This window comes from Autumnicola psychrophila (assembly GCF_031846645.1).
Lineage (GTDB): Bacteria > Bacteroidota > Bacteroidia > Flavobacteriales > Flavobacteriaceae > Autumnicola > Autumnicola psychrophila.
In genome coordinates this window covers 12,216-32,150 of the sequence record NZ_JAVRHN010000009.1, presented here as the reverse complement: position 1 = coordinate 32,150, position 19,935 = coordinate 12,216, and the positions used below count along the sequence as shown (strand labels likewise).

Genomic DNA, 19,935 nt, shown 5'->3' with positions numbered 1-19,935 from the left:
CAATTTTTTGCCCTAATGCATAAGTAGTAATCAATTACTATTTTAATACGAAGAGAAAGGCTTCTGATGTACTGTGTTAGGTGCGAAATGGCAATTTTAGACCTGTAGAGAGCTGTGAAAGAAGCATTTACCCTAAAACAATAATATTTTAAAATCCGGCAGGGATAAATTTTCGGTTTTACTGCCTAACTTTAGAACAGCTATTTCTCTAGCACTAAAAAATGAATAAAAATGCCTTCAGGAACTGAAGTTTTCCTCTGTAACATCTTGATTTCATCATAAATATTTCAGGAGGAAGATTAAAAAATACAGGATGAAAAATTACTATGGGTGCTAGAAAGAAAGAGGAATTCGAAGCCTGAATTGGTAAAGGGAGACAGACCAAATAGACCAATTTTCATACTAGATTGAAATCAATTTATATACCTTTGAGATTATCTCCGTCTTCTGCATATTTTTTTCAATCGACCCCTTCATGCAAATCATTTTTCCCCAAATATTCCGACTTACTTACCACATTGCGAACAACATCATCCAGTTCTTTAGCAGAGTGCTTTAAGTAATTAAGAATTTCTTCCTGATCCTTTTTATCTTTAGCTTCAGGGAGTAGCTCCACGAGACTCATTATTCTGCTTAACGGGGCTCTTACTTCATGGGATTGAATCCAGGTGATATCCTTTAGAAGCTTATTTTGATGTTGGATTTCATGAATCATTTCTTTGGAGCGCGTAATATCTCTTGCAGCACCAACAATTCGTACGGCTTCTTTTTCTTTATTTCGTACAATAAAGGCTTTATCTGAAATGTGGGCCAGCTCACCATTGGCTTTAATAAACCGGTAGTGCATCGCCCATTTCTTTCTTCTTTTACCTTTTAGTGCTTTGTAAAGGGATTTTCTTACTTTTTCCCTGTCTTCAGGATGGATATTACTGAACCAGAAATCTTGTGAAGTAGTTGTGGAAGAAGATTTGAAACCAAAGACGTTATAAAAGCTCTTTCCGCGAACTGTGATATCTGTATTAAGGTCCCAGTCCCATATCATTTCCTCTGTGGCCTTCATCGCCTTCTTAAAACGGTTGTTACTAATATGGATTTGGAGTTCTTTTTCTTTTTTCTCGTTAATATCCTGAATTATACCTTCCAGTCGCAAAGGTCTGTTTTGATCATCTGTTATTAATTTTACCCGCTGCAGGACCCACTTTATTTGGCCTTTGGATGTGATTATACGGTGCTCGAAATCCTGAAAATGATTTTTATGGATCGTTTTATTTAGAAAATGCCTGTCATCTGGATGAAATATATTCTTGACATTCTCAAGGTTTGGAACAAAATCCTCGGGAGATAGCTCTAAGATTCTATATACTTCAGAAGACCACTGAAATTCTTCACACTTTAAAGGCCGGCTCCAATATCCCAATTTTGCAATTTCCTGGGCGTGTTTTAATTTCTGTGTACTCTCCAGAAGCTGGACAGCCGAACGTTTGGAAGAAGTTATATCTTTACCCACAGCATAAACAAGACCTTCACCTGGAACAGGGGATGTCGTCCAGGAGATCCATAAGATACTACCGTTCTTATGGTAGTACCTGGCTTCAAAAGAGGTTGTTGCTCCTGCCTGGAGTTTAACTAGTTCATTTTTTGCAGCTTCTATATGTTCAGGATGAAGAATTTCGGCATAGGGAATATTGTAAATTTCTTCTTCAGTATACCCAAGGCTTTTCGAAAATGCAGGATTAACTCTTTTAAAAAAGCCATCCATCCCTACAATGCATAAAAGTTCATTGGCAAGATTAAAAAAGCTATTCAATTCTTCTTCTTTTTTCCTATGAAGAATTGGCAGTCCAATTTCTTTATTTATGACCTCAAGTATCTCAATGAATTTTTGTTTATTTTCCTGGTTCTTCTGACTATAAAACGAGAACACCCCAATTATTGCTTCTTCACTTTTTAGAGGGATTCCGTAGGCTCTCGTAAATTTTCTATTATCTCTAATAAAGGAATCAAGCCGATTTCTATCCCAGGATTGGAGGTTTTTCTTTTCCCATATTTCTCCGGGGAGACCTTCTCCTTTTTGAAGGGCTATAACTTCTTTATTGTCATTAACAAATTGGTCTCCAATAGAAGTTGTGGTTTCCTGACATATCAGGTTGAGGTGTTTATCATCTATAGAGGTAAGCCATAATTCTGCAAGGTCTACATCAAAATACTGGATGAGGCGCTTCATCATTTTACCAAGTCCTTCCTTGAAACTGGAAGAATTATAAATGTCTTTCTGTATTCCGGAAATAAGATTTTTTTGTTCCTCACGGTTTTTCTCCTCACTAATATCCTGAAGTGCGCCTACAATTCTTTTTGCCTTACCTTTCTTGTTTCTTAAAATAGTAGCTCGGTTGACTACAGCGGCTGACGAGCCATCTGCTCTGTAATATCTGTAACTTGCTTTCCAATCCTCTTTTTCCGGGTTTTCCAAAGTTTGTTTCAGGCTTTTAACCACAGCCTCTACATCTTCTGGATGAATGGGCCTATATAATTTTGGCTTTTGGAGGTCTAAGGAAGCATGGGTAGCATTGTATCCAAAAATTTTCTTGTAACCTTCTCCCCAATGGATTTCCTTTCTAAAAATGTCGTAATCCCACAAAGCATCATTAGTGGCTTTGTTGGCGAGGCGATAACGTTCATTGGCTTTTTGCAGTTCTTTTTTGTGCAAATACTCGGTAGTTATATCCTTGGAATTAACTACGATGCCGCGTACAGCAGGATCATGATGTAAGTTTGTTGCCTTTGACTGTAACCACCGGAAATTTCCTTCTTTATTTCGGAAGCGGAATGGTGGTGTTTTTCCCTGTTTCTGATGGTTAAGTTCTGCAAATTTACCCTGTACTAATCCTACATCTTCGGGATGTATAAAATCAAATATACTTTTCTCCAGATACTCCGCGGCAGTATATCCAAGTAATTTTTCTGCACTGGCACTGGCAAAAGTTATTATGGCATTCTTATCCAAAATAGCAATTATATCTGAAGCCTCCTGAACGAGAGCCTCAAATCTTCTATTATAATGTTCAATTTTTATTTGTTGGAGAAGTTTCTCGGTAACATCGGTAAGTGCTCCATCTATAAATAAAAGCTTTCCTTCAGAAGAAAGAATACCGGTGCCGCGATCCTGGACCCATATAATTTCACCACCATTTCTAATAATCCTGTACTCTGCAAAATATGTTTTTTTCTTTTTTACCTGATCGAAGGCGCTATAGGTGAGCTTCAAATCATCTGGATGAATAATACTGGCAAAGGTTCTTTTTCCATTATCAATAAAATCTGAGGCCGGATAACCGGTGATAGTTTCTACCTCAGAACTGAGGTATTTCATTGTCCAGTCTTCATCGGGTAAACAACGGTAAGTAATTGCGGGAAAGTTGTTCATCAAAAGTTGAAAATCTTTTTGAACATATCTTTCTGCATACATTTCCTCATCTGTTTTCTCAATAGTCTGAAGAATATAAATTAAACTTCCATTATCAGCCATTATGGGCTGATGAGTAATTTTGAGGAATAAAGGAACTAAAGCATTTTCTTCATTTGAAGCAGAACAGGTTTGGCATGTTAAAACATTTTCTTTTTTTGACTCCTGAACCTGTTTTAGGGAGCTTAAAATATCCTGTTGGTGTTCTACATTAACAAAATGGAAATCCTGAGCATATGATAAATTATATTCTTCATTTTCAGCTGAGGGAAAGTATTTTTTCTTAGCAATGAGTCGGGCATATTTATCATTCGATAGATGAATGGATAAATTTTCGGGTTCAATTACAGCAGCTGCAATAGGAAACAGTCCGAAGACGGCTTTTAATTCTGGTAGAGTCATATAAGTATGAGGCCGTTTTGGGGCGACGCTCCTGAATACTGATAAAATGGTTAATCACCTTCATTAGCAAAGGATTAACAAATTAACAAAAATTTGCTGTTTTTACAATCGATTAATTTCAGAAATAAAGCATACTACTATTACTATTCCAGAGAGATTTTTAGTTTATTATATGATTATAAAAAAGCAACACCGGGGAGGAGCTGCTCACTTATTTTTAGCATTTTATATTAATTTTCGGAGAAGAGGGAAACATAACTGGCCCCTTCAAGTTCAAAATTTACTTCCCCATTTTTAACTTCTATCGTCCTAATTTTTTTGTAAGAATTTTCTCTATTAGTAAGGTAAATTTTCATGTTGTTTACACTATCCGGTAGACCGGTTAAATTTACGTCTCTTGTAGCTCCTTTATTCACCAGGTGGATTGCATAGGATCCTTTGCTTTTGTCGCCAAATGCGGCTGCCGTAACTGTTTCCTTGTCCTTATTTATTGGAATAGCAAAAAGCCCTTTTGGAGTGGAGCCTAACTGTTCAAGATTAAAGAAACGTTGCGTTGGATAAAGCTCATCCTCATCATTTCCAAAGATACCACCGCCAGAAAGTGGAGAGTAATCTGCAGTAAGCTGCCATTGTAAAATCGTTAAAGGTGTGGCAGTCCTAAGGATTTTCAGGTAAACATCTATTTCGTCCAAAGCATAGGTGGGTTCTTCAAAAATTTGAGGATAGCGCCATGCTCCGGCGTCTATACTTCCCTCGCCTATAAAAAGAGGTGCATCTACACGATTGGAAATGTCTGCCCATTTTAGAAGGTTTTCCCTTGTCCAACCCCTCCAGGAGTGGAAAGACACTCCTCCAATAAAAGGTATGGCTTCAGGATCTGTAGAGGCAAGGGTGGTAAAATCCCATCCATTGGCATCTGCAGTATCTCCCAAAAGAAATTTAGTCTGAAGACCTTCAGAACGGAATTTTTTTCCCAGCTCCTTGATCAGTTCATTATGTTCTTCTGCAGTTTGCCTTACATCTATTCCCAAATCAGATTCATTAAAAGAGAACATGACTGTTTTTACTCCGTACTCTTCCTTGAGGAATTTTATGTAGGAGGTAAGGGAGTTGTAGATTTTATCTTTCCTGGAAAGATCAAGGGAGTTCCCCATAGTACCATCGGGATGTTTTCCTTTAAAGGGTTCTCCAATAATAGCCCAGTTGGGTGCAAACCACGCGGCAAGAATTACAGGAATACCTTTTTGGTCCAGGCGTTGCGCCATTTCCATAGCTGCCTTTACTTTTGGATGGAGATTTCCTTTTCTGGCCTCTTCCAAAGGATCTTCATTTTCGTTTGGATGCCATTCTCTCCAGGGCATTTCCACACGGGACCAGGAAACCCTTAGATTTTCAAGGCTATAGTCAATTACCTGAGGATCTGTTTCGGGGTTTTGAAGCCTAAAGTTTCCTCCAATTCCGTCAAATTTATCTCCTTCCTGGTCGGGATAAACTTTTAAGTTTAATGGTGAGGTATCAATTTCCCCGGTTGCTTTAATGGTAAAAGTATTTGCATAGGTTTTACCGGCCTCGACCTGACCGTGAGCAAGGACAAAATTCAGCCTTATCTCCGGGTTTAAGGAATCTTCGGTTTTAATGATAACTTCAGTAGGTGTGGCAAAATTGATCTCAATTTTCCTTGTTGGCGACTCTACAACAATACCTTTGGCAGGGGCTTTATATTTTGCATCAGAAAAGTTGGAGCGGATATCGCGGAGATCAATTTTATCAGGAGAAATAAGCCTGAATTCTGTCTCTGTTCCAAATTCTTCCGGAAGATCTACAGTAAAATAAGCGCCTTTTATTAGAGTATCTCTTGGAGAGCTGAAGCTAACTTCCACTTTGGCTTCGCCTTTACCGGTAGATTCTATGTAGTTGGTCCACTTAATATCCTGCATTTCATAAGAAAATTGCTTTTCCTGACCATTTCTTTTAAAATCTATGGTCTGGCCTTCTTTTCGGGTGCGCCAGGTGCGGTCATCTTTATTAACCAGGGCCAGGCTGGTGCTAAATTCCATTAATTGGTTGTCCACCCGTATTCCCGTCATGTTCCCCCAGGTGGTAAACTCGGCCTGCGCACAGCTTTTTTTTGATGCCAGCAGCATTGTAAAGAGGGTAATTGCCGGTAAAAGGTTTCTGATAAGGCTAATCTTCGATCTCAACTTCATCTCGGGTAATTGTTTTGGGATAATTATATATTTCTTTTATCCTTTCAGGGGAATTTGCCGTTTCTAACCAATTCGACCAAACCATAAACCACGACCATTTTGGTTGTTGCTCCAAAATGTCAATTTTCGGTAATTCGCCTACTTCGCCCAGAGCTATAGGTCTGCCTTCAGCTAAATTCAAAAGTTCCTGGTAATCTTTTTGTTCGTAATCAAAGTGATACACATCTGTTGCAAGAATGTCAACATACTCGTGGCCCGGGTAAAAATCTTTATAAGGAAAAGCTTCATCCTTCGGAATATCTCTGGGTCCGTTCGCATTCCAGACCCAGATAAGATTGTTTAACTGATGATAATTGACCATGCGATCGTATAACATCTTCCAAAGTTTTTTAAAACCCTTTTCTCCTTTTTTATTTCCCCACCAGAACCATACACCATTCATTTCGTGATAAGGTCTCCAGAGCACCGGAATATTTTCTTCCTGAAGTTCTTTTAAAGATTCTGCCACCACGTCTACCTGGTCCTGCCAGCGCTTGTTGAGCGGAGTTCCCGTAGTAACAAGTTGCTCCCAGTCTGCATCAGAAAGCTCGGCCTGGACACTAGTCCTCCAGCCAAAGGGAGGATTGTCTATAGGCCTGCCGACGTGCCACATAAGGGTAATAATCGCACCTTCTTCATGTTTTTTTCGGGCCGCTTCTACGATCCTGTCACCTGGATTATCTTCCCGGTTCCAATAAAAATCTGTTCCCCAAACAGCAGGAAAGTTACCTGAGATTTCTTCAGCTAAATTGTAATAGCTTTCCGGCTCTTCATTATAGCTGTGCTGTCCCGAAAGTACCCTATCCCCGAGGGAATAAATGTAGCTTAGGAATTGCTTTGCTTCTTTGGTGGCATTTTTATTTGCCGGTGTTTGTGAAAAACAATTTCCGTTAACGAGGAGCACAAGTAGTAAGAGTAATTTTTTCATTTAAATTTTTATTCCTGATTAAGAAGTTTATCTGCAGCTATAATCAGGAACAAATAATCTGTTGTTCCACCTCCCAATACGTATTCTGTTTGTTGCCAAAGGAAAGGCCACTCCAAAAGTTCTGGAAAATCTGGACGTATTAGCGCTGTACCAGAGCCTATCCCGCCCGGGGTGAAAGAAAAGTCTCCGCGGTTTATTCCGTAAGCCTGTGTTAAGGATCTTGAACCTACTCCTGAAGCAAAGGAAGAGGTATTAACCCCCGGGTGAACTCCCAGCACAAAATTCATGGCGTGTAGCATATAATCTTTTGGAAAAATATCAGGAAAACCGGTATGTAAAAAATATTGCCTTACTCCAAAACTTTGAATACCCCATCCTGCTCCCCAAATATCGGGTTCATATGGCAAACCGTATGGTGTTTTTCGCTCTCTTTCCTGTACTACAATTAGATACTCCTTAACAGCATCACGTACTTCTTTTTTAAATCTTTTATTCTCTATTTGAGGGAGCGCACGTCCTACAATCCATCCGGTTCTCTCTATATTCTCAGTGATAAGTTGCCTGTTTTCAACTATGAAATCGGCATATTTCTGATCTCCGGTGGTTTGTAGTAGTTCTACAGCCAGTTCAATCTTGTTTAGCGGATTGTCGGTTTCAGTAATGTTCCAAACCTCTTCAGCTATTTCGCGGCTGTCCTGTGCAAGTTCAGGATTATAATCCTTAAGAGCTCGGGCAGTTGCAGCTAAACCTGCCGCTGCTCCAAGTTCCCTGCGCGGATTATCTTCAGTAAAAACCCAGCGGTCATCCTGGTCTCCCGGACGTCCCCATTCAACATTTTCTGTTGCATCTTCCTGGCCGAAAGCTTCGTCAAACCGTTCGCCGTCCGAATGGTTTACAGGATCTCCAAGCAAAATGTACTGGTCCAGGGATGGGACAATAATTCCTCTATAGAAACGGCCAAGGGCTTTATAACCTCCTACTACAGATAGTGCACCATGTTCAATTTGTTGTAAAATATCTGCTTTCCCATCGGGTTGGAGAATGTCCACGGTTTTGGTGTCCTGATCTATACTTGTGTTGTCGTATTCTATATCGAAAAGTTCATAAATATGCGATAAACCCTGAATGGTTGAAGCCTGCGATTCCACACGTAGATCAAAATCACCGGCATCGTGCCAGCCTCCAAGATTAAGACCGGGTACAAATTCGCCTGGCTCATAATCTGTGAGGGTTTCACTTCCCTGGATGTATCCGTCAAAGTGGTTATGATCTGTAGGGGCCATACGGGCATCGTCCAGGTGGCACCGGCCGTGCCAAATTTTATAGCGGTCGTTTACAAGCATATGGCACATCTGCACAGGAAGAAAATATTCTAAGGTTGGCTGCCATACATTTCGTTTGTAAACGCTTTCTGAAATTTTAAACGGTTCTGTCGTGTAATCACCGTATTTTACCTGGTACATTCCCGGTTCTTCAACATCAGTAAAATCTAACTGGTAATAGTTATACCTTAAGAAATTACCCCATTCTGAAGGGTTTTCGGATTTAACGGCAGTAGTTCCTCCATTTTCATTAATACGAAGTAATTGAGCTTGTTGTACATTTTTGTCGTTTTTATCGGTTTCGATCACTGCCACTTTTTGCTGGGCAGGGTGATAACCTACCTGAGAAACCTGTACTACCGGGCTATAAGTGAAATCTTCTACTGCGTTTGGAGTGATAAGCCACTCTATCGCATTATCTGTCACACCTGCAGGTACAAGTGATCTTACAATAAACCAACCGTTGCTGTGCATTGCACGTCCATCCAGTAGTTGCAGTTCATTGTCTTTTAAATTTTCAATCTTCAGGGTTTGCTTTTCATCTTCAGGAACAATAACAAGCTCATTGCCTGTAGCCATTGGTTCCAGCTCAAACTCTCCATCTTCATTGTAAACTCCCGGTCCGTTTGCCTGAAGGTTAAATATTCCGAATTCATCATTCATATAATATGATTTTCCGAAGAGGATCCCCGGAAATAATTCGATATTCATGCCTACTTTGCCCACCCATTCTTCAGGGAGAGGCTGCACCAGGTCTACGACGATCCTGAATGATTTTCCTTCAGGGATAATTCTCAGGTCGTAAGCCATATTAAGATCTGGATATTCAATAGGATTAAAGCCCTTTCTGTTTTTGGAAGGATCGGGATAGCTCATATGTACACTAATCTCATTCTGTTCCCTGTCTACCTGCCTTTCTCCAACTTTGGGCACCGGTTGCCATTGGCCGGGGGTAGGCTCCAGCCTTAGATCGCCGTTTGTTGCAACTCTAATCCCGTTTTGGATAATACCAACACCACCCTGGTGGCTTTCCGGATAAAAATCGTGGGCCAGCATAACGTTTGCGCCGCGCATTTCAAGATATTCCTGGTCGTTAATTGTAAAAACCTGGGAAGAATCACTTACTTGTTGAGCATAAGTGCTGAAAAAACAAAGGAAAATAATGCTTTGTAAAACTGTTTTCATATTACTAGAAATTTAGTGAATAAAACTAGGGTAATGGCTAATGTTATGCTTAATACTTTTTTATCATTTTCGTATAGGATATAATCAGGATCATGAATGATATCCTTATTGTTCTATCTTTATTCTGAAAAAAGAAATATATGAAATATACGGCTTTTTCTATTGTGGCGCTGTTATCAATTTTAATTTGTACCGCTCAGGAACAGGACAAAAAAGGAAATGATGAACACCTCATTAGAGATCTTCGCCATGCGGCAAAAGAACAGCTTCTTGAAAAGTGGTACCCTTTGACTCTGGACAAGGAAGATGGTGGGTACTACAGTGAAATCACTCATGAATTTAAAGTGGGGGAGGAGCATAATAAAATGATTGTAACGCAGGCCCGTCATGTATGGACAAATGCCAGAGCTTCAGAAATTTTTTCAGAAAAGCAAAAATATTTAAAATATGCCAAACATGGATTTGAATTTCTTCGGGATGTAATGTGGGATGTCGAAAATGGCGGATTTCATCAACTGGTGACAAAAACTGGAAAACCTGTTCTGCAAAAAGGGCAGGAGAAAACAGCTTACGGTAATTCTTTTGCAATTTATGGGCTTGCAGCTTATTATAGAGCTTCAGGTAATGAAGAAGCCTTAGAATTGGCAAAAAGGACATTTCACTGGCTGGAGGAGCATAGTCATGATCCTGAATATAAAGGATATTACCAGTCTTTGAACCTAGATGGTACACCAATTAAACGTACTCCTGATTTTCCTTCAACCTCAGATGTCGGTTATAAAGATCAGAACAGTTCTATTCACTTACTTGAAGCTTTTACAGAATTGTACCAGGTTTGGCCAGATGAATTACTGGCCGAGCGGCTTGAGGAAATGTTAATATTAATCCGGGACACGATAACCACAGAAAAAGGATATATGAACCTGTTTTTTGAACCCGACTGGACGCCGGTAAGTTTCAGAAATAAGTCCAGGGAAGAGATTCAGCAGCACTACTACCTGGATCACGTTTCTTTTGGACATGATGTTGAAACTGCCTATTTGATGCTGGAAGCTACCCACGCCCTGGGGCTGGATGAGGAATTAACGCTTCGGAAAGGGAAAAAAATGGTAGATCATGCCCTAAGTACAGGTTGGGATGAGATAATTGGGGGTTTCTATGATGGTGGTTATTATTTTGAAGGTGCGACAGAATTGGAAATTGTTAATGATGAAAAGAACTGGTGGTCACAAGCTGAAGGTTTAAATACTTTATTAATGATGGAACACTATTTTCCTGAAGATCCTGTAGATTACAGAAATTACTTCGATAAATTATGGGTTTATACTCAACTTTTCTTTATGGATGAGCTTTATGGCGGCTGGTATGAGTGGGGGCTGGATGCTCAACCCGAAGTATGGGATGATTCCAAGGGACATATCTGGAAAGCCGCATATCATAATTTTAGGGCGCTCACCAATTGCTTCTTGCAACTTGAAGAGGCGAAATAAAATATAATGGCGGTATAAAAATGACAGTTTTCGTGCTCTTATTGCCGATAATTGCCATTTTTATACAGCTTCTTTAAAACAGGCTCTGGAATGTGATATTTGTAAGGCTAAAGTGAATGCGGTAGGAGACGCAACTGTTGTTAATAAATTTTATTCACTGTCTAATTTTTGCAATAAAAAAATCCCTGCAAAAGCTACAGAGATTTTTTTATTGTGACTTTAAGAAATCTTAGTTGTTGAAGCCTATATTATCTATAAAAATAGTTCGGGCTTCAGCAGAGGTGTTTTTAAACCTTATTTCCCCCAGCGAAGTGTCTGGGAATTGAGACACCGGAAAGCTATAAGTAGTCCATTCTCCCTCAATTACATCAAGCGAAACTCCATCATCACTACCGCCTAAATTAACAAGTAGGGGCGTGGTTCCACTACCTGGTGCTCCATATGCAGAGAATTCGAACGTAGAATAATCCGACGCGTTAACACCTTCGGCACCACCAATTTGGAGTGCTCCCCAACTATCCGCGAAATATTCCAGTTTAATGGAGGAAGTACCATTCTGTACTTGCTCTGTACTATTCCAGGTCCAGGTTCCTCCCCAGCCGTTCCAGGTATTTTGGAATCCAGATTCAGTTTCTTCATCCAGGTAAACTGGTAAAGCAAAAGTAGGTGCTGGCGCTTCTCCAACAGTTACATCTAATCCTATTTGGTCATAATACAAGGTACCTGCCTCACCTGATTGATCCTGAAGAACAAACTGGGTTAAGGTAGTTGCACCATCAGAAACGTTAGCTATTGGAATGGAAAATTCCGTCCATTCCCCGGCAGGGACAGAAAGAACCTGTCCAGCATCATTATTTCCATTTAATGCAAGTAGAACAGAAGTTCCATTTTCCGAATAAAGAGCAAAATTAATTGTGGTAAAAGCACTTAAGTCAATACCTTCATCATTACCTATTTGCAATGCTTCGTATGCAGCATAATCCAATTTTATTGAATTATTTCCTGAGTAAACATTTTCTGTATTGGCAAAATCCGGGCTTGTCCATCCTACCCAAAAACCTGGGTTAAGGGCATCATGGTAGATTTCGTAACCATATTCCGGCCCGCCGGTAGCCGGTACCGGATAACCCAGTGCTTCTGCATCTTCAGCAGAAACCAGGACATTGCTTATTTGATGTATAATTCCGTTGCTTGCACCTATATTAGTTGTTTCTAAAGTTGCTTTAGGAGCAAATTCATAAGAAGGGGTTAATCTTCCTGTAGCAGTGTCAAAAATTAATTCATCACCTTGCGTCGTAGTTAACGGGCCATCGGTTAAAGAACTACTCATTAGCCTACCTTCATGTAAATGATATTCTAATACACTTTTAAGTAATTCAATTTCTTCCGGAGTTTCAAAATCTTCAAGACTTTCAAAATTCTCGATAACTGAAAGGAAGGAATCGAATGCAGCATTAGATGGAATAAAAGCAGTTAATTCTTCAGTTTCCAAAGTCTCCATTAAACCAGCTTTTTCAGCTGCAGCAATAAAAGAGGTATATCCTCTGTCTTCAATTCTTTCTTTCAGGTTTAACGTTTCATCCAGAATGCTTTGGAAAACAGCTTCAGTTAACATTACTTTATCTACTCCGTGAATAACCCCATTTGTACCCTGGATATCCTGTACTGTAACATTACCGTCTGTATAACTGGCGTCAGAAACGACACCTTGTGCACTCACAGAAAAAACTTCACCGGAAACTGGTGTTTGCTCGGTTCCAAAAACTTCGGCGGAAATTAGGTTGGAGCCTGTTATCACGTGCTGTTCAAGTACACTCCTTAAAACATCAGTTGGAATGTCGGCTAGAGTAGTCCATCCAAAAGCACCGTTTAAGTCGCCAAGGAAATTCTCAAATGCGGCATTGGTAGGAGCAAAAACTGTCAATGGATAATCAGGATTCTCTGCGTCTGTAACTTCAGTTGCAGACAACATATCTGTAAGTCCTGCCAGTTCTACTGCTTCCATAAAGGTGGAAAACTGATTATTTGCTTCTACGTGGTCCAGAATGGCAGGAGGAGTTAAAATTCCATCTACAACATGCAATACACCGTTGGTAGCTCCTTTGTTTGAGGACTCGGTAACGAGGGACACGTCACCATTTAAAGTAGTTTCGCCTTCCGTATTAATATATAAGCTAAGGAAATTTCCGTTAGGTCCTGTAGCCATTGTGGGGCGATAACCTGTTGATAGGGTAGAAGCAAAATCTGCTGTAACCGTGCTCAACACATGGTTGCTTAACAGGTTTTCTCTTTCTTCCTGATCTAGTCCTGACAGATCTGCCTGGTCAAAAGCTGCATTTCTGGGAGCAAAAACCGTATAAGTCGTGGTTTCTCTTAAGAGCGAGTCCATCTCGGCCTCAACCAAAGACTGATATAAGACTGATAAATCTGCAGTTTCAGCAAGGACCTCATTAATATTTCTGGGATCCTCGCCCAACTGCGGATACAGATCATCGTCGTCCTCGCAGGAGCTAAGGCTCGTAATCATCGCAAGGATTAACAAGTAATATATTTTATTTAATTTCATCTGTTTTTGTTTTATTTATAATTGAAGCATATCGATCTATAGAAAACCGAAATCGTCAACATAGAATATATATTGAGGTTTTGATGTGTTGGATGCTTCCTGGAAATCTATCCTGTTAATTACCGCTGGCGCACCACCGGTTGGAAAGAAACTACCCATTGGTATAACTACTTTATTCCATTGATCGGGTATAAGTTCTACACCTACTGTTCCGGCAAAGTCATTTATGGCTACATTTACCATGTCTCCGGGTTCTCCTGTACCGTACAGGGATACAGTAATAGCTTCATACTGGTTAAAAGGTATTCCTGTTTCCGGTAGAAATGTTAATCCAGACCAGGCCTCCCTAACACTCTGGATGGAGTATTGCCCCAAAGCAGGATCTGTTGCTTCTACGTCAAAAGTACCACCCCACTGGCTCATTGACCATTCCGGGTTTAACTGATCAATAAAAATAGAATATGTAAATCCATAGGAATCAGATCGGGCACTAGCACCTCGTGATGTTGTAAGGTCGATATAAGCCTGCTCCACACCATCTGGTACTACAACAGTAACTTCAGTTTCAGAAACAGAAAGAATTTCAGCTGGCCGCTCTACAAGGTTTCCTTCTTCTTCACTACCGGAAGTAAAGGAAACTTCTGATGTATCTGTAAAATCCCCGCCTATAAGCGTCACGGTTTTAACCCCGTCCTCAGTAGTTCCTTCAGTAAAATCCACAATCGTTAAAAGAGAAAAATCGTAGGTTGTAGAACCGTAAAGATTATCCAGTCTTAATATGTTATCCTGCCCTACGTAAGGGGCAGATTCAGGAATTGATACAAAAGTAAGATTATCTGTGGTCAATGCAGGGTTAAAACCTGCCTGGAAACCGTTGAAATAAACAGCAACCAGGCTCCCCAGGTTCTCACCCCGAATTATATAAGTATTTTGCAATACTCCCTGGGTAACAGGTACGTCTTCTGTTGCCTCACTCACACTATGTACTACGGGAGCTTCCGCTGCTGTTTCAACAGACTGTACATCAAAATCACTCTCGCAGGAGACCAAAGAGACTACTGTAAAGATCATTAACAAGAACTGAGGTACAGCCGTTGTTTTAAAGATTGTTCTTTTCATAATTATATTTTTTAAATTAATTCTATTCACCGTTGTTAGCATCAAAATCATAGGGAACCGGATCCTCTAATAATGCAGGGTTACTTTGAATTTCACTACTTGGATAAGGGTACAATAAATCGTCTGCTGTAGGTACGTTTTTTTCTGAAGTGACTGTAGGAGGAGTAGTCGAGTTGTCATATGGTCCTCTTTCCACATTACCTAGATATTCTATGGCAAATTCCGGTCCACGTCTAACTATGTCGTACCAGAATTCCAGTTCCAGGGCCAGTTCGATTCTTCTTTCATGGAAAATGTCTTCCATATCGGGGTTTTGGATTGGATCCAAACCTGCTCTTGTACGAACCTGGTTGAAGGATTCCACACCTTCACTAACCGGGCCTCCTCCCATAATAGCAGCTTCGGCATTTATTAGTAAAACTTCAGCATAGCGTAAAATATAGGTATTGTTGGGATAACTCTGAGATGCTCCGTTTGAAGGATTTCCAATGACATACTTTTTAATACCTACGTTGGTTCCCTGCAAATTTATAGTTTCCGGAACAGTATAACCTCCGTTTAAGTTGGGATAAAATGCTCCCGGTTCCATAATCGTGGCATAATAACGCTCATCCCCCGGCTCGTAAGCTTCCTGTAGGTCGATTGATGGCCCCAGAGCGCCCCAACCATCAGAGAATCCTGTAACACCTGCCGAAGCATAAAAAGATTGTAGTGCATTTCCTTCAGAATAAATCCCCGTATTGGTCCATTGCAAAGCAAAAACAGACTCCACATTATTATCGTTTTCTTCTAAAAATAAATCATTATAATCTTCCAGAAGAGCGAACTCACCAGATTCAATTACTTCTCTTGAGAGTTGATATGCCATTGACCAGTTTTCTTCGTAAAGATAGATTTTAGATAATGCGGCTTTAGCAGAGTTACTGGAAACCCTACCGGCATCTACATCGGTATCCATGGTCCTGTCATAAAGATTTTCAATGGCAAATTGAAAGTCCTGTTTTATGAATTCGTAAACATCCTCTACAGGGTTACGCGGTACAACAGGTTCTAGAACATATTCTGTATTGTCTGCAAGAATTGGAACAGATCCAAATATGCGTACCAGATAAAAATATGCTGTTGCTCTGATATAGCGCGCTTCCGCAACGGAATTATTTAGGACTCTCTCAGAAACATCAGGACCTGCAGCTGTGGGCAAAGTATTTATTACTGAGTTTGCCTGAGCAATAACAGCATAAAGGGATTCCCATGCCTGCGTTAATGTACCGTGAGCACCGGTTATGGAATAATTTGAAAATTCCTGGTTCCTTGCATCCCATGTCCTGGCATTACCTGATGCTATTTCACCGATAGGCCATGCTACGTTACTAATAAAGTTAAACCACGGCTTTGAATATAAGTGGTTTGATGCAGAAGCCACCTGACGGTTAGTCTGATAAAAATTATCTACACTGTATGAATCCTCCGGTGGTCTGTCCAGGAAGTCTTCGCTACAGGAAGGGAAAAATAGCACGGCTGAAAGAGCAACCAATACTAAAACCTTTGATTTAATTAAATTCTTCATTTATCTATTTTTTATAATTCAACATTAAGTCCCAGCGTAAATGTTCTGGGCGAAGGATAACGTCCGTTGTCAACGCCCATTAAAAGCGCATTTTGATTAAATGTACCTACTTCAGGATCGTATCCGGAGTAATTTGTAAAAGTGAAAAGATTTTGCACACTTCCATATATTTTTAACCTGTTTAAGCCAATTTGCTCAACAGCTTGGGATGACAAAGTATAACCAAGTGATAAATTCTGGACCCTTAAATAAGAACCATCCTCGATATACCTGCTGGAAATCCTGATATTTGGGTCACTTTCACTACCTCTTACCGGCCTTGGCTGCTGTCCATCTGGGTTGTTAACAGTCCAATAATCAAGAACAATTGGAGCCTGGTTAATGAAGTAACTATTTCCTGCAGTTAAGGTTCTCTTAACACCATTAAAAATATCGTTGCCATAAGACCCTTGTAAGAAAACTGCCAGATCCCATCCCTTGTAGGTGAAATTATTCTGGAAACCAAAAGTAAAATCAGGATGTGGATTCCCTATTTGCGTTCTGTCTTCTGTATTGATCACTCCATCTCCGTTTACGTCTCGATATTGAATATCTCCTAGCCAGTTGGTATCGAATAACGCATCTTCATAAGGTCGGCCAAATTGGATTGGAGCATTCTCAATATCAGCTGTAGTTCTAAAAAGACCTTCTACTTCATAGCCATAGAACATCCCAACCGGCTGCCCTACTTCTGTTCGGGTAATGTTTTCATTGGAATCACTCATATACAACTGTCCGTTAATAACAAGATCTCCCAATAATTCAGTTACTTCGTTTTGATAGTGTGAAAAGGTTAAATTTGAGTTCCAGTTAAAGTCACTATCTCCTAAAGTGTTATAACTTAAAGTTACGTCTACTCCCCTGTTTACCATTTCTCCTAGATTTACCCATGGAGCAGCAATAGAACCTGCTGAAGCCCCACCGGTAACAAAGTCTGTTACTGCAAGTTGATATAAGAAATCCCTCGATACTTTATTATATACTTCAATAGTGGCACCTAATCTCCTGTTTAATAAAGAGAAGTCGACACCTAAGTTTGTTTGAGTTGAAGATTCCCAGGTAAGGTTAGGGTTTTCAAAATTGGCATATTCAAATCCTGTACCCAAATCCGTATTCATAGTATTTAACCTAACTCCGTAGGCGAAATTCGGGATGTTCTGGTTTCCTACTTCTCCGTAACCACCATAAAGCTTGATGTTTTGTAAAACATCAAAGTCCTCCATAAATGCTTCGTTGGATAATCTCCAGGATGCAGAGATAGAAGGGAAATACCCCCACCTGTTTCCTTCTGCAAATTTAGAAGATCCATCCGCCCTAAATGAGGCCGTAACATTAAACCTATTGTCAAAGGAATAGATAGCCCGTCCAAAATAAGATTCTAACGCAGAGCTTGCCATATATTGATCAGCAATGTCGGCTGCATCTCCTGTTCCAAGAACGGGTACATCGTTGCCTACAAAATCTCCATCCTGTGCGCTTATTCCCTGCCATGAAGATTCCTGTACTTCCTGTCCTACTAATACTGTAAGGTCGTGATTGTCCTCAAAAGAATTATTATAAGTTAAAAGATTTTTGATAATCCAGAAATCATTATTTTCCCTGGCTAAATTCAATCGGTTTTGTCCGGTTTCCAGGGCACCATATGAATAGGTGGGCTGGAATTGATTACGAAGATTGTTACCAAAGTCCCCTCCAAATTCACTTCTGAAGCTAAGGTTGTCATGAAGGGAAAATTCTGCAAATAAGTTACCTACTATCCGGTTTCTTTGAATCGTGTTCAGAACATTAAGGGCTTCCGCAATAGGGTTCCTTCTGCCATAAGCTATTTCATCTGGAGTAACCGGTCCTGCAAAGGATCCATCAGGATTGTAAACAGCAGTAGCGGGGTTGTTTAATAATGATAATGAAATAATACCATTAGTTGCATTATTCAAGGTTATTTGATCATTAGTCCTACTGGCGGTAAGGTTAATACCTGTTTTAATCCAGTCATTAACTTCCCCGTTAACATTCGCTCGAACCGTTATACGATCAAAACCGGAACCAATCACTGTTCCTTCCTGATCTGTGTATGAGGAGGAAATATAGTAATTTACTTTTTCACTTGCCCCGGAAAAGGATAGTTCATGGTTTTGCTGAAGGGCATCGTCAAATATTTGTGCCTGCCAGTCAGTTCCAGGTCCTAGAAGGTTTGGATTCAAAAATTCCATTTGAGGATTAAGATCATAGATCTCCGCAATGTTATTCTGTAAGGTTGCGTACTCCTGTAAGTTCATTACGTCAATCTTATTGGTAGGACGTTGAATCCCTAAATAGGTATTGTAGGCTAACCTTCCCTGGCCTATTTTACCTTTTTTAGTAGTAATCAATACAACCCCATTAGATCCCCGGGACCCATAAATAGCGGTAGCCGAGGCATCCTTAAGGATGTTTATATCAGCGATATCATTAGGATTAATTGCTGCTAAAGGGCTAAGGCCTTCCGGTCCGGCATCACCCGAAACTGGCACTCCATCAATAATATAAAGAGGTTCACTGGAACCGGTAATAGTGTTTACCCCACGAATTCTAACAGAAACAGCAGCACCAGGTTGCCCGGAGTTTTTAGTTACCATTACCCCAGAAGCACGTCCCTGCATAAGCTGGTCCACACTTACCTGAGGAACATTCTCAAAAGATTCTGAACCTATCTTAGATACAGATCCCGTGATGTTTTCTTCCAATTGGGCTCCATACCCAATAACCACTACCTCTTGAAGACTTTGAGAATCTTCATCCAGCGTCACACTAATTTGTTCGCCTCCCTGAACCGTAATTTCCTGGGTCATGAATCCAACAAAGCTAAAAACGATTACACCGCTTTCTCCAATGGAAAGCTCAAATTCACCGTCAAAATTCGTGGTGGTACCGTTATTGGTTCCTTTCTCAATAACGTTTACACCTAACAGAGGCATGCCCTGGGCGTCTGTAACATTACCTGAAACAGTTTCCTGGGCGAAGCCTAACTGGGTAATTAGACAGAATGCTGCGAAGAGGAGCATCCTACCTCTACTTTTTAAACAGCCTTTACTTTTAAGTAATTTAAATTGCATAAGAAAAAATTGTTTGATTTAATTTAAACAATTAAGATTTTGGTATTTTTTAGTCCCACATTAGAACATAGTTAGAATACCATCTCCTTTTTAATAGTTTCCAAATTTAGACGGAAATTCAAGTTATGGTTAATATTATTTTATCATTTAGTTGTGCTATTTTTGCTCCTTCTGTACAAAATGAGATGCTAGGTAAGGTTTAATCCTTTGCAAGTCAATATTTTATGTTTAAATAACGGTTAATTGTATTATTAACACTAAATATGTTAAGGTTTAGCATTGCCTTCTGGACCTGTTAAAAGATAAAGGTGAAGCTTTTGTAATCGAATTTTTTTGGCTCAAGAATAATAAAACTATGCATTTTAGTGCATTTCGCTTTAGCTTTTAAAAAAGCCTATTTATTTATTCCTGAACAAAGAATAGGTGGTACGATTTCCAGGTTTGACAGCTCACATAGTGTGGAGCACGAAATATCGTTACGCTGTTTTAAAAACTTTAAGTCATCGGCAATAAACT

9 protein-coding genes are annotated in these 19,935 nt (G+C 39.9%); 1 reads left to right on the top strand and 8 read right to left on the bottom strand.

Annotated features, from left to right (window positions below):
• Positions 1 to 460: 460 nt before the first annotated feature.
• From RM541_RS12460 to RM541_RS12445, 4 genes are all read right to left on the bottom strand, one after another.
• On the bottom strand, positions 461 to 3,865 hold the full coding sequence (locus tag RM541_RS12460; protein WP_311500474.1) for a PAS domain-containing protein: 3,405 nt from the start codon (positions 3,863 to 3,865) through the stop codon (positions 461 to 463).
• Between the two features lie 230 nt (positions 3,866 to 4,095).
• Complete coding sequence (locus tag RM541_RS12455; protein WP_311500473.1) at positions 4,096 to 6,072, bottom strand: glycoside hydrolase; 1,977 nt, start codon at positions 6,070 to 6,072, stop codon at positions 4,096 to 4,098.
• Positions 6,050 to 7,039: a glycosyl hydrolase gene (locus tag RM541_RS12450; RefSeq protein WP_311500472.1), complete on the bottom strand. Its 990-nt coding sequence runs from the start codon at positions 7,037 to 7,039 to the stop codon at positions 6,050 to 6,052. Before RM541_RS12450 ends, RM541_RS12455 begins: the two co-directional genes overlap by 23 nt.
• Before the next feature lie 8 nt (positions 7,040 to 7,047).
• Positions 7,048 to 9,546 carry a glycoside hydrolase family 9 protein gene (locus RM541_RS12445; protein WP_311500471.1) on the bottom strand — a complete coding sequence of 833 codons (2,499 nt, stop codon included), beginning with the start codon at positions 9,544 to 9,546 and terminating at the stop codon, positions 7,048 to 7,050.
• A 140-nt stretch (positions 9,547 to 9,686) separates the two neighbouring features.
• Between RM541_RS12445 and RM541_RS12440 the strand changes: the two genes are divergently transcribed.
• Complete coding sequence (locus RM541_RS12440; RefSeq protein WP_311500470.1) at positions 9,687 to 11,036, top strand: AGE family epimerase/isomerase; 1,350 nt, start codon at positions 9,687 to 9,689, stop codon at positions 11,034 to 11,036.
• A 229-nt stretch (positions 11,037 to 11,265) separates the two neighbouring features.
• Here the strand turns inward: RM541_RS12440 and RM541_RS12435 are convergent, their stop codons facing one another.
• From RM541_RS12435 to RM541_RS12420, 4 genes are read right to left on the bottom strand one after another with little or no spacing between them, the layout of a single operon-like run.
• Entirely contained in the window at positions 11,266 to 13,602 is a 2,337-nt protein-coding gene (locus tag RM541_RS12435; RefSeq protein WP_311500469.1) for a fasciclin domain-containing protein, read from the bottom strand.
• 36 nt (positions 13,603 to 13,638) lie between these two features.
• A complete protein-coding gene (locus RM541_RS12430) occupies positions 13,639 to 14,721 on the bottom strand; it encodes a hypothetical protein (RefSeq protein WP_311500468.1) in 1,083 nt (360 codons plus the stop codon).
• 22 nt (positions 14,722 to 14,743) lie between these two features.
• Positions 14,744 to 16,288, bottom strand: a complete 1,545-nt coding sequence (locus tag RM541_RS12425; protein WP_311500467.1) for a RagB/SusD family nutrient uptake outer membrane protein — start codon at positions 16,286 to 16,288, stop codon at positions 14,744 to 14,746.
• A gap of 11 nt (positions 16,289 to 16,299) precedes the next feature.
• Positions 16,300 to 19,419 carry a SusC/RagA family TonB-linked outer membrane protein gene (locus tag RM541_RS12420; protein WP_311500466.1) on the bottom strand — a complete coding sequence of 1,040 codons (3,120 nt, stop codon included), beginning with the start codon at positions 19,417 to 19,419 and terminating at the stop codon, positions 16,300 to 16,302.
• Positions 19,420 to 19,935 lie beyond the last annotated feature (516 nt).